The organism is Haloechinothrix alba (assembly GCF_900188115.1).
GTDB classification, from domain to species: domain Bacteria; phylum Actinomycetota; class Actinomycetes; order Mycobacteriales; family Pseudonocardiaceae; genus Haloechinothrix; species Haloechinothrix alba.
The window spans coordinates 67,723-79,632 of the sequence record NZ_FZNW01000018.1 but is presented as its reverse complement, the minus strand read 5'-3'; the positions used below and the strand labels follow the sequence as shown (position 1 = coordinate 79,632).

At 69.3% G+C, this 11,910-nt stretch carries 9 protein-coding genes and 1 tRNA gene; 6 read left to right on the top strand and 4 right to left on the bottom strand.

What is annotated here, in order from left to right:
• Positions 1 to 96 precede the first annotated feature (96 nt).
• Positions 97 to 960, top strand: a complete 864-nt coding sequence (locus tag CHB84_RS17155) for a thioredoxin-like domain-containing protein (RefSeq protein ID WP_089302652.1) — start codon at positions 97 to 99, stop codon at positions 958 to 960.
• A gap of 40 nt (positions 961 to 1,000) precedes the next feature.
• Positions 1,001 to 1,774: a DUF305 domain-containing protein gene (locus CHB84_RS17150; RefSeq protein WP_089302651.1), complete on the top strand. Its 774-nt coding sequence runs from the start codon at positions 1,001 to 1,003 to the stop codon at positions 1,772 to 1,774.
• 85 nt (positions 1,775 to 1,859) lie between these two features.
• On the opposite strand, the gene CHB84_RS17145 is transcribed toward CHB84_RS17150, so the two are convergent.
• On the bottom strand, positions 1,860 to 2,774 hold the full coding sequence (locus CHB84_RS17145; protein WP_089302650.1) for a cation diffusion facilitator family transporter: 915 nt from the start codon (positions 2,772 to 2,774) through the stop codon (positions 1,860 to 1,862).
• A 229-nt stretch (positions 2,775 to 3,003) separates the two neighbouring features.
• Here CHB84_RS17145 and CHB84_RS17140 point away from each other — a divergent pair.
• Positions 3,004 to 3,079: transfer RNA gene (locus tag CHB84_RS17140), tRNA-Arg, on the top strand.
• A 158-nt stretch (positions 3,080 to 3,237) separates the two neighbouring features.
• Here the strand turns inward: CHB84_RS17140 and CHB84_RS17135 are convergent.
• Both CHB84_RS17135 and CHB84_RS17130 read right to left on the bottom strand, forming a co-directional pair.
• Positions 3,238 to 4,932, bottom strand: coding sequence for a serine/threonine-protein kinase (locus tag CHB84_RS17135; RefSeq protein ID WP_245818801.1), 1,695 nt, complete (start codon positions 4,930 to 4,932; stop codon positions 3,238 to 3,240).
• Between the two features lie 205 nt (positions 4,933 to 5,137).
• Positions 5,138 to 5,647 (bottom strand): TrmH family RNA methyltransferase, encoded by a 510-nt coding sequence (locus CHB84_RS17130; RefSeq protein WP_089302648.1) that lies wholly within the window; start codon positions 5,645 to 5,647, stop codon positions 5,138 to 5,140.
• A 215-nt stretch (positions 5,648 to 5,862) separates the two neighbouring features.
• Here CHB84_RS17130 and CHB84_RS17125 point away from each other — a divergent pair, with 215 nt between their 5' ends.
• Both CHB84_RS17125 and CHB84_RS17120 read left to right on the top strand, forming a co-directional pair.
• Positions 5,863 to 6,633, top strand: coding sequence for an ABC transporter ATP-binding protein (locus CHB84_RS17125; RefSeq protein ID WP_245818800.1), 771 nt, complete (start codon positions 5,863 to 5,865; stop codon positions 6,631 to 6,633).
• Between the two features lie 10 nt (positions 6,634 to 6,643).
• On the top strand, positions 6,644 to 9,181 hold the full coding sequence (locus CHB84_RS17120; RefSeq protein ID WP_089302646.1) for an ABC transporter permease: 2,538 nt from the start codon (positions 6,644 to 6,646) through the stop codon (positions 9,179 to 9,181).
• A 69-nt stretch (positions 9,182 to 9,250) separates the two neighbouring features.
• On the opposite strand, the gene CHB84_RS17115 is transcribed toward CHB84_RS17120, so the two are convergent.
• Complete coding sequence (locus CHB84_RS17115) at positions 9,251 to 9,886, bottom strand: TetR/AcrR family transcriptional regulator (protein ID WP_245818799.1); 636 nt, start codon at positions 9,884 to 9,886, stop codon at positions 9,251 to 9,253.
• A 124-nt stretch (positions 9,887 to 10,010) separates the two neighbouring features.
• On the opposite strand from CHB84_RS17115, the gene CHB84_RS17110 reads away from it, so the two are divergent.
• The gene (locus CHB84_RS17110; protein WP_089302645.1) at positions 10,011 to 11,810 is read left to right on the top strand and encodes a hydroxysqualene dehydroxylase; all 1,800 of its coding nucleotides are present in this window, start codon (positions 10,011 to 10,013) and stop codon (positions 11,808 to 11,810) included.
• The last annotated feature ends 100 nt before the right edge of the window (positions 11,811 to 11,910 follow it).

The window sequence follows — 11,910 nt, the reverse complement described above, 5'->3', positions numbered from 1 at the left end:
GCTTAGACTGGGCCGCGTCACACGCCAATCCGGCACCCCGCGCAGCATTCCGGCGGGCGCGGGGACTACGGCACGAGACGAGGTCAGCGCAGGATCATGGCCAAAGGTGGACGAAAGAAGGGCGCGAAGCCTTCCGGGATCGCCGCAGTGCGGTCGAGCATGGTGAGCACCCGCCAGATTCCGTGGGGAACGATCGCGGCGGTGGTCGCCATCGTGGCGCTCGCCGCCGTCGTGTTCGGCTACTACCTCGTGGAGTCGGCCCCGCAGCGGGCTCAGGAGCAGCGCGAGGAAGCGGCAGCCGAGGAGTTCACCCCGACGGCGGACAACCCGGACCCGTCCGAGGACATCGAGGGCATCACGATCGAGTCGTACGAGCCGGCCCTGCACATCCAGCGGGACCAGCGGGTCGACTACGACCACAGCCCACCGATCGGCGGGCCGCACGAAGGTACGTGGGCGGCGTGCAACGGGATCGTCTACCCCGAGGGTGTGCGTTCGGAGAACATGGTGCACGCGCTGGAGCACGGCGCGGTCTGGATCGCCTACAACCCCGATGAGCTCGACGCCGAGGAACGCGAGCAGCTCGAGGTCCGGGTCGAGGGTCGGCCGTACACCATGATGTCGCCGTACCCGGGACTGGACGCACCCATCTCGCTGCAGGCCTGGGGACACCAGCTCAAGGTCGAGGACGCCGAAGACGAGCGGATCGACCAGTTCATCGTCGCGCTGCGCCGGAACACGAACACCTACCCCGAAGCACGCGGTACGTGCGACGCGCTCGGCCCCGGCCAGTTCGACCCGGACAACCCTCCGCCGTTCGACCCCACGCCTCCCGGAGACGACGCCGTGTCGATGAACCCGGACCAGACCGAGCTGACCTCGGAAGACGCCATGGACGGGCAGCCGCAGGAGAGCGGGCAGCCACCGGCCGAGGGCGAGTCCGACGACGGCGAGGAGTGACGTCGATGCCCCATGCACGTGTGGCCGGACGGAGCGAGCCGTGACCGGGGAGGTGCCACCCGCGGAGCGTGAGCCGGGCAACAGCCCTGAGGCCCGTGGCGGCGCAGGCGCGAGCGCCGCGCGGGGCGGCGGGACGGCCACCTGGGCGCGCGTGGTGATCGTCAGCGGGGCGGCGCTCGCCTTGCTGCTTGTCGGTGCAACGGCCGGGCTGCTCCTCGGACGCGCGGAGCTTCTCAGCGAGCCGCGCACTCCGGAGCCCGGCGCGGTGGACGTCGGTTTCGCCCAGGACATGTCGGTGCACCACCAGCAGGCCGTCACGATGGGCAACTGGGTGCGTGACCACAGCACCGATCCGCGCGTGCGGCAGCTCGGCTTCGACATCGCCAGCGCCCAGCTCGGGGAGGTGGGCATGATGGAGGGCTGGCTCACGCTCTGGGACGAGCCGCTTGCCGCTCCCGGTGCGTACATGACGTGGATGGGGGACGGCGAGCACGGGCACGGGCACGGGCAGGCGAGTTCCGGAGGGGACGACGAGACCGAGGCTCCCATGCCCGGCATGGCCACGAACGACGAGCTCGCGCGCATGCGCTCGCTCTCCGGTACCGAGCTCGACGTGTACTTCCTGCAGCTCATGCACCGGCACCACCTCGGCGGCGTCGACATGGCCGAGTACGCCGTGAACAACGCCAGGGTGCCGGCCGTGCGCCGGCTCGCGCAGAGCATGCTCGACGTGCAGGGTGCCGAGGTCGAGATCATGGAGAACATGCTCGCCGACCGTGACGCCGAACCGCTCCCCTTCCCCACCCCCGAATGATGTGCTGAATGACGCTTTCAGTCCGCGTGCCGGACTGAAAGCGTCATTCAGCGTTCCGTGTGGAGCGAGAGCGTCATTCAGCACATCACCAGCTGGGGGTGCCGCAGTTCTCGGCGCTCTCGGGCGGTTCGACCTGCAGCGTGGTGTGCTGGATGTGGTACTCGACCGACAGCAGGTGACGGGCCCGTTCGAGCACATCGGCCTGATCGGCGTCGGCGTCGACCGTCAGGTGCGCCGAGGCGACCTCCATACCGGAGGTCAACGTCCACACGTGCAAGTCGTGCACATCGATGACCCCGGCCAGCTTGTCCAGCCTGCCTGCGAGGCCGTCCACGTCGATGCGCTCGGGCGCGTGCTGGAACAGGATTCGCAACGATCGCCGCGCCAGCGAGAACGCCCGCGGGAGCACGAACACCGCGATCCCCACACCCATCAGGGGGTCGGCGTAGCGCCATCCGGTCAGCAGTGTGATGACGCCGCTGACGAGCACACCGACCGAGGCGATCAGGTCGGCAAGCACCTCGAGATAGGCGCCCTTCAGGTTGAGGCTCTCCTTGGCCCCGGAGCGCAGCAGGAAGAACGAGACGAGGTTCGCCACGATCCCGGCGCCGGCCGCGAGCATCACGGGCAGCGCCGCGACCTCCGGCGGGTCGACAAACCGCCGGATCGCTTCGACGAGCACGTAGCCTGCGACCCCGAAGAGCAACAGCGCGTTGAACAACGCGGCGAAGACCTCGCTGCGGTACATACCGAAGGTCCGCGTCGCGGTCGGGACCGTGCGCTGCGCGACGAGGATGGCGATCAGGGCCATACCGACCCCGAACACATCGGTGAGCATGTGCGCTGCGTCGGAAAGCAGTGCCAACGAGCCCGTCAGGAACGCCACGGTGAACTCGAAGATCATGAAGGCGCCCGCGACACAGAAGGCAGCTGCGAGGCGCTTCACGTAACGTCCGGACGCGCTGGCCGGAGGCACTTCCGGCCCGTGCACGTGCCCCATCGAGATACCTCCCGTCGCGTCCGTGACCGGAATATATAGTGACATACGCATGTGTTCAACAGATGCGCACGCAGTGTGGCAGAGATCAAACACGCTCACCCGACGTGTGTGCTCACGTTCCGGCCGTGCCCGATCCCCGATGCCGAACACGCGACGGGCGCTGTGCGACTTGTCGAAAGCGTACGATAGGCTGGCTGCCGCACGCCGACAGAGATCGGCGCGTCCATCCGCCCCCGTAGCTCAGCGGATAGAGCACTGCCCTCCGGAGGCAGGTGTCGCAGGTTCGAGTCCTGCCGGGGGCGCCACCGACAACCTCGTAGAACCGGCCCTGGCCAGCGGAAACGCTGCCAGGGCCGGTTTACGTCGTGTCCGGCTAGACCTAGTCGGACCCGGCCAGCCGTGGCCGACATGCGCGGCGTCCACACTGGTCTCGCCGTCCGGGAGCCTGCCGCCGCACCGAGCGTCACTCCCCTTCGGTCCCGCCCTCCTCCGGCGGTTCCGCCGGGGACGTCTCGACTTCCGGCGGTTCGTCGTCGTCAGCAGGCGGGGGCGTCTCCTCCTGCTCGTCCTGGTCCTCGCCCTCCTCCTCTTCGGGCTCGCCGTCCTCATCGTCGTCCTCGTTGCCCTGCCCCGGCTGCGGTTCCGTTTCCTCCTGCGGGGTTTGTGGCGAGGGCTGGGGGTCGGGCGCGGGAGCGTCGACATCGCGCCGCAACACGTCATCGCCGTTGATCAACAGTTCGTCTTCGGCCGCGATGAGGGTGAGTTCATGGGCCTCGGTGACGACGCTGCCGTCGGGCATCGACAACTCGACCTCGACGCGCACCGAGTCGTCGCCGGTCGCGCGCGGCGGTGACGTCACAGCGACCGCCGACACCTCGGACCACCGCTCGAGGTAGGGCTGCTTGCCCTGCTCACGCAGTTCGGGACCGAGGCGGTTCCATGCCTGCTCGGCCCGGTCGGGCAGCAGCGCGTAGTACTCCGACACGGCACGTTCCCGCTCCGCGGCAGCCATGGACACGGCGGACCCGGAACCGGACCCCTCGTCCGGCCCCAGCAGTGCGTACAGGCCGAGACCGGCGAGCAACACCACGGCAAGGGCCGCGAACAGGTAGGCACGTTTGCGGCGACGGGCAGGACGTTCGGTCCCCGCCGCGCCGGGCACCACCAACGTGCGATCCGCACCCGCCGGTTCCTGCCCGCCCTCGGGCATCGTGCCGATCGCTGTCCGCCCTCCGGACGTGCTCGGCATCGTTGCCGTGGCGGCAGGCCTACCCGTCCGGTCGTCCCATTCCGCACTCGCCGCGGCCACCGCCGCCGGCAGCGGCAGACCGGATGCAACCGCCCGCAACGCCTCATCCACCTGCGCAGCGGTGATCCGCTGATCGGGATCGGCGCGCAACATGGCGCCCAGGACCGGCGTCAACGGGCCCGCGTTCCGAGGCGGCGGGACGGCGCCTTCGGCGACCTTGTACAGCAACGCCAACGCGTTGTCCTCGCTGGTACCGAACGGGGGCGCTCCCTCGACAGCCGCGTACAGCGTGGCCCCCAGGGAGAAGACATCGGAACCGGGCGTCGGCCGCTTGCCGCGCGCGACCTCGGGCGCGAGGTAGGCGGGCGTGCCCGCTACCAGCCCGGTCTGGGTGACGACGACGTCCCCGGTGGCGTGCGATATGCCGAAGTCGGTGATCTTGGCTGTCCCGTCCTCGGCGATGAGGACGTTGGCAGGCTTGATGTCGCGGTGGACGACCCCGGCCGCGTGTGCCGCGGCAAGCGCCGAAGCCACCTGGCTGCCGATCCCGGCTGCCGTCGCCGGATCGAGGTGACGCTGCTCGGCAAGGATATCGGTGAGGCTGCGCGACGGCAGGTACTCCATGACCAGCACCGGTAGGCCGTCGTCGAGGATGGCGTCGTAGACGGCGATGGCGTTGGGATGGTGCAGCCGGGCTGCGACCCGTCCCTCGCGCATGGCCCGCTCGCGCGCTTCGTCGGCGCGCTCCGGATCCAGAATCGCCTGCTGCAGGAGCTGCTTGACCGCCACCTGCCGTTGCAACCGCTCGTCGGTGGCCTCCCAGACAACACCCATGGCGCCGCTGCCCACCCGCTGTCGCAGGCGGTAGCGGCCGGCTAGCAGGTCACCCGAGTCGCTCAACAGCAGCACCCTTGACGCATGATGTTCACGGCACCAGGTTAGTCCTGTCGTCGCGGCAGGCCGATCGTGCCGTGTGACTGCGGCCTGCGCAGCGCATTCCGGTCGTGGTCGTGTGGCGTTCCGGTCGCCGGGGCCGCCGGAATGTCGCACGGTCGCGCCGCTACGGGCACACGGAGGACATCCCGCTGCCGACCGAGCCGAGTCACCGGAGGTCTCACGCGGTCCGCAGGGCGTACAGGGCGATCCCGGCAGCCACGCTGACGTTGAGCGTTTCCTTCCTGCCGTAGACGGGGATCTGCAACAGCAGGTCGCAGGCATCCCGCAGGTCGTGGTTGATCCCGACGACCTCGTCACCGAGCACCAGCGCGACCTTCCTCCCCGGTGAGTACTCGTCGATCGCGGCCGCGCCCGGGTCGTTCTCCAGGCCGACGACGGTGTAGCCGCCGTCGCGGAGCGAGTCGAGCAGCGCGTGCACATCCTCGTGGGTCTCGAACGGCACCATCCGTTCCGCCCCCGCGGCAACCTTGGCCAGACGGCGCGTCTGCTGCTCCTGCAGCTTGGCATCGCGCGGGTCGCCGGGATACGCGGGATGCGGGGTGAAGCCGGTGACATACACCGTGTCCACCGCGAAGACCTCGCCGGTGCGGAGCAACGAGCCGACATTGTGTACCGACCGGAGGTTGTGCGCGACCACCACGATGCTGCGCTGTTCGTTGCTGCTCACAACACAGGCAGCCTACCCGGCGCGGGTTCGGGCAACGACGGCCCGCACCGGAGGTCTCCCTGAGAAGCCCCTCAGGGAGACCCTGAAATCCTGTCCGGCATCCACCTGAAATCGACGCGAACGGGATGCGGAAACGGCGCGGACCGCTCTACTGTCATCTCGAACCGGGACAAAGTCGCACAGGTACTGGGGATACTCCACGGAAGGGGACAACCTTGTCCACAGCAGCCACAGGCTCGCACGTACCGACACGGACAGCCGCTCGCGCCGTCGAGCTCACCAAGGTCTACGGCAGCGGCGAGACCGAGGTTCGCGCGCTGGACGGCGTGGACGTCGAGATCCCGCGCGGCCGGTTCACCGCCGTGATGGGGCCGTCGGGCTCGGGCAAGTCGACACTGATGCACTGTCTCGCCGGGCTGGACACCGTCACCGACGGCAAGGTCTTCGTCGGTGACGTGGACCTGACCGGCCTCAAGGACGGCCAGCTCACCCGGCTGCGCCGGGACAAGATCGGCTTCATCTTCCAGGCGTTCAACCTGCTGCCGACCCTGACGGCACTGGAGAACATCACGCTGCCCTCCGACATCGCGGGCCGCAAGCCGGACACGGCGTGGCTGGACACCGTGGTCGAGGCGGTCGGCCTCGGTGACCGGTTGTCGCACCGTCCCGCCGAGCTATCCGGCGGGCAGCAGCAGCGGGTGGCGTGTGCGCGAGCGCTGGCCTCGCGTCCCGAGCTCATCTTCGGCGACGAACCGACCGGCAACCTCGACTCGCGTTCGGGTGCCGAGGTGCTCGGGTTCCTGCGCCGCAGCGTCGACGAGCTCGGCCAGACCATCGTGATGGTCAGCCACGACCCGACCGCGGCGGCCTACGCCGATCACGTGCTGTTCCTGCAGGACGGCAGGATCGTCGACGAGATGCCGGAACCGACCACCGACAAGGTCATCGAGCGTATGAAGGCGTTCGACGGCAGGCAAGACGGCTGAGGGGATCGGCATGTTCAAGGCGACGTTGCGTAGCTTCCTCGCACACAAAGGACGGCTCTTCCTCTCGGTGCTTGCCGTCACGCTGGCCACCGCGTTCGTGGCGGGCACCTTCATGTTCACCGACACGATCACGCGCACCTTCGACCGGATCTTCGCCTCGGCCAACCCCGACGTCACGGTCACACCGGCGGATGCGGACTTCGACGCCGACGCCATCTCCGGGCGCACCGCGAGCATTCCCGCCGAGACGGTCGACACGCTGCGCGGACAGGTCCCGGACGCGCAGGACGTCATGCCCGAAGTGATGTTGCAGAGCATCACGGTCGTCGACGCGAGCGACGAGAAGCTCAACCCCGAAGGGCCCCCGACGATCCTCGGCACCTGGTACGAGGCCGACTGGTCACCGCTCGAGCTGGCCTCCGGGACGTCCCCGGAGGGCGACGAGGTCATCGTCGACGCCGACACAGCGGAGAACAAGGACGTCGCCGTCGGCGACACGCTGCGGATCATCGCGGGCACCGGCGAGTACCGGGCAACCGTGTCCGGTATCGCCTCGTTCTCCACCACCAACCCGGGCGCGGCGTATTTCATGGTCGACCTGGCCACGGCCCAGGAGGTCATGGGCCAGGGTGATGCGCTGACCAACATCTCCCTGCAGGCCGCCGACGGTGTCAGCGACGAGGAGCTCAAGGACCAGGTGCTCGCCGCCCTCGGCGACGGCTACACGGTGGAGACCCGGGAGGAAGCCGCAGCCACGCAGTCGGAGGAGATCGGCGAGTTCCTGTCCTTCATCCGGTACGGCATGCTCGGCTTCGCCGGGATCTCGCTGCTGGTCGGCGGGTTCCTCATCGTCAACACCTTCGGCATGCTGATCGCACAGCGCACCCGCGAGGTGGGGCTGCTGCGCGCGGTGGGTGCCACCAGCGGCCAGGTCCGCCGGTCCATCCTCGTCGAGGCCGTCCTGCTCGGCGTCGTCGGCGCCACGCTCGGTCTCGGGGCCGGGGCCGGCATCGCGCTGCTGCTGATCTGGCTCATGTCCACGTTCGGGATGAATCTCAGGGGCACGGAGCTCGCGTTCACCCCGTCCGCGGTCGTCGCTGCCTACGCCGTCGGCATCTTCATCACAGTGGTGGCGGCGCTTGTTCCGGCACGCCGCGCGAGCCGCATCTCGCCGATGGCCGCGCTCACCGAGGCCGCGGCGCCGGCAGCCAGACCGCTGGCACCGCGTGTGATCTCCGGCGCGCTGCTCGGCGCGGCGGGGGCCGCCGGTCTCGTTGCCGCGATACAGGTCGACGGCGCCGCAAGCGGTCTCCTGTTCGGCGCGGGTGTGCTGCTCACGCTGCTGGCCGCGGTGCTCGTCGGTCCCGCGCTCGCCAAGATCGTCGTGCCGGTGCTGAGCTGGCCGTTCATCAAGGCGTTCGGCTCGGTGGGCAGGCTCGGCAGGCAGAACGTGCTGCGCAACCCGCGCCGCGCCAACGCGACAGCGGCGGCGCTGATGATCGGGCTGGCACTGGCGGGTGGGACGTCGATCTTCGCGGCGTCGATGAAGACCTCGTTCTTCGAGCAGATCGACAACGCGCTCGGCGCCGACTTCCAGGTCGGCGGCAGCTTCAACGCCCCGCCACAGCCGTTTCCCGGCACGGTGGCCGATGCGGTTCGCGACGTCGACGGCGTCGAGACCGTGACACGGCAGCGCATGGTGCAGGCGACCATGTCCGGCGACCAGGACGTGCAGGTCATGCTCAACGCGGTCGACACGAACTTCGGTGAGGCGATGGCCATCGACTATGCCGAGGGCGACGGTGAACAGGCCCTGCGCGGTGGGGAGCTCATCGTGACCGAGGACCAGGCCACCGACCTCGGAATCGCACAGGGCGACGTCGTCCCACTCGACTTCGGGTCCGGTGTGGCGGCGCAGCTGACCGTCGGTGCGATCTCGCAGGGCGGCCAGGCCATGAGCGCGGTCAGCATCGACACCCTCGAGGACCTGCTGCCCGGCACCCAGGACGTCGCGCTGATGGTCACCATGGCCTCCGGCGCCGACGCGACCGCTGTCGAGAAGGCACTCGGCACGGCGCTCGAGCCGTACCCGCAGGTGGAGCTGCGCGACCAGACCGAGATCAAGGACGAGGTCGCCGGGCAGGTGGACTTCCTGCTCTACCTGGTATGGGGCCTGCTTGCGCTGTCGATCATCATCGCCGTCCTCGGCGTGATCAACACCCTTGCGCTGTCCGTCGTGGAGCGCACGCGCGAGATCGGGTTGCTCCGCGCGGTGGGCACCACTCGCGTCCAGATCCGCCGCATGGTGCGCCTGGAGTCGGTGATGATCGCCGTCTACGGTGCCGCGCTCGGGCTCGTGCTCGGCCTGGCGTGGGGCGTCGCGGGGCAGCGGCTACTGGCCGGCGAGGGACTGACCGAGCTGACGATCCCGTGGGACACCATCGCCTACGTGCTCGTCGGGGCGGCCGCCGTCGGCCTGGTCGCCGCAATCGGCCCGGCCGTCCGCGCGTCGCGGATGAACGTCCTCGGCGCCATCGCGACCGAGTGAACCGTCACGGCCCCGCCCGGGGGCATGTCGTCACCGGGCGGGGCCGCCGTCGGTCACGCACGCCGCGCGTCAACCGAGCGCTCCCCCGGCACGCCGTGCCAGCCCGCTCCAGAGGAGGTCCATCGCCGCGTCGATGGCTTCGCCGCGGTCGATGCCGCGACGGTCGTGTCGCCATTCGACCGCCCTCGTCAACGCACCGACCAGCATCTCGACCATCAGCCCGGCACGCTTGCTCGACGGGTCGACGCCCGCGCTCGTGAGGTCGTCGGCCAGCAACTCGACGACCGCGTGATTGCGCTGCTCGGCGACCCGGCTCCACGCCGCGTCGATCTCGGCGTCCCCGTGCGTGGCGTTGACGAACAGCATCCGCCAGGCATTCGGGTAGCGCTCGGCGAAGGTGAACACGGTGTCGACCGTGGCACGCATCCGCTGCTCCGGCGTGCCCTCGCCGGTGATGCTCGCGCCGATATAGCCGAGGAAGGCCGCGCTCTGTTCCTGCAGTGCCGCGAGGAAGAGCTCCTTCTTGGACGGGAAGTAGTCGTAGACGACCGCACGCGTGACGCCCGACCGGGAGGCGACGTCACCCATCCCCGACGCGCCGTAGCCGCCGGAGGCGAACGTGTCGACCGCCGCGCTCACGATGCGCGCACGCCGCGCGGGAGCACTCATCCGGCGCTGCACACGATCGATCCGATTCACTTTCACATCCGCAGGTTAGCAGTACTTCCTCCAGTTCAGAGCGCTCATATGTGCCATTGACTACCGACATATCTGTTGGTTAAGTTTTGTTGTCATCGCGACAACTCCTCGGGAAGCGGGGTCAGCACTGATGACGGACACCCAGGCAAGCTCGGTCTCACGCCGCCGGTTTCTCCGCGGCACCGGTGTCGCCGCGGCTGCCGCCGGGCTCACCGCAGGCTCGTTGCCCACCGCAGGCGCCAGCCCGGCGTGGCGCGGCAGGAGGTCGGGCGGCAAGTCGGTAGCCGTGCTCGGGGGCGGGATGGCCGGGCTCGCCGTCGCCCACGAGCTGGTGGAACGCGGCTTCCGGGTGACCGTGTTCGAGCCGACCGCACTCGGCGGTAAAGCGCGCAGCATCCCCGTGCCGGGCACCGCCGAGGGCGGCAGGAAGGAGCTGCCCGGCGAGCACGGCTTCCGGTTCTTCCCCGGCTTCTATCACAACGTGCCGGACACGATGCGGCGCATCCCGTTTCCCGGAAACGCCAACGGTGTGTGGGACAACCTGGTCGCGGCGACCGAGGGGAAGTACCCGCGAGCCAACGGCCGTGCGGACGCCACGATGTTCGGGATGCTGCCCGACCCGGCGGGCGCGCTCACCCCGGACGGGCTGCGGCGGATCCTTGTCGAGGAGATCCTCAAGCAGCAGGGCGTCAAGCCGTGGGAGGCGGAGTTCTTCGCCAACCGGATCGTCGTGTTCCTGACCAGCAGTGACGAGCGCCGGTTCGGCCAGTGGGAACACGTCTCCTGGTGGGACTACGTCCGGGCGGAACAGTACTCCGACGAGTACCGCAACGTCGTCGCCGAAGGGCTGACGCGCCAGCTCGTCGCCGCCAAGGCCGATGTGGCCAGCACTCGCACCATCGGGAACATGGCCGAGGCGTTCATCATGAACATCATGGGCCGCGGCAACGACGGCGAGCTGGACCGCGTCCTCAACGCGCCCACGAACGAAGCATGGATCGACCCGTGGGTCCGGTTGCTCCGCACGCTCGGTGTCGAGTTCCGGCTCGGTGAGGCGGTGACGGCGCTGAACGTCGAGAGTGGACGGATCGGCTCCGTGCGGGTGCGTGACGAGGCCGGGCACACCGCCGACTTCGAGGCCGACTGGTTCGTGTGCGCGATGCCCGTTGAGCGCGCCAGGCAGCTCTGGTCCCGCGATGTGCTGGCGCTCGACTCCAGCCTGGCGGGCACCCGGGAGCTGGCGACCGAGTGGATGACCGGGATCCAGTACTACCTGCGGGAACACATCGACTACACGCACGGGCACATCAGCTTCGTCGACTCGCAATGGGCGGTCACCGCGCTCACCCAGGACCAGTTCTGGCAGGACCGGAACTTCCGCGCCGACTACGGCGACGGCAACGTGGCCGACTGCCTCTCCGTGGACATCTCGGACTGGAACACCCCGGGGATGCTCTTCGGCAAGCCGGCCAGCCGGTGCACCGCCGACGAGATCGCGCGCGAGACCTGGGCCCAGATGAAGGCACACCTGGAGGACACCGGGGAGTCGTGGCTGCCGGACGAGATCCTGCACTCCTGGTTCCTCGACCCCGCGATCGTCTGGGACCCGGACCGGCAGCGCAACACCAACGAGACCCCCTTGCTGATCAACACGACCAGCTCGTGGGAGAAGCGGCCCACGGCGCACACGGGGGTGCCCAACCTCTTCCTGGCAGGCGACTTCGTACGCACCGACGTCGATCTCGCGACCATGGAAAGCGCGAACGAGTCCGGGCGGGCAGCGGTCAACGCCCTGCTCGACGCGGCGGACTCCAACGCCGAGCGCGTGACGGTGTACGACCTGTACGACCCGCCGGAGTTCGAGGCCGTCAAGGCCACCGACGCGCAGCTCTACCGCGCCGGCCTCCCGCACGCCCTCGACCGCCCGTGACCGGTACGCGCCGGACATACCGGCCATCCCGCTTGCAGGGCGACGCGCGGTATGCCGGGATGCGGAGCGGGCACGCGAGTCCACCTCATCGCAGTCCGCG

Coding starts and splice junctions, on each gene's coding strand:
- CHB84_RS17155 (WP_089302652.1), top strand. CDS start 97: ATGGCCAAAGGTGGACGAAAGAAGGGCGCGAAGCCTTCCGGGATCGCC.
- CHB84_RS17145 (WP_089302650.1), bottom strand. CDS start 2,774: ATGGGGCACGTGCACGGGCCGGAAGTGCCTCCGGCCAGCGCGTCCGGA.
- CHB84_RS17120 (WP_089302646.1), top strand. CDS start 6,644: ATGTTCAAGGCGACGTTGCGTAGCTTCCTCGCACACAAAGGACGGCTC.
- CHB84_RS17110 (WP_089302645.1), top strand. CDS start 10,011: ATGACGGACACCCAGGCAAGCTCGGTCTCACGCCGCCGGTTTCTCCGC.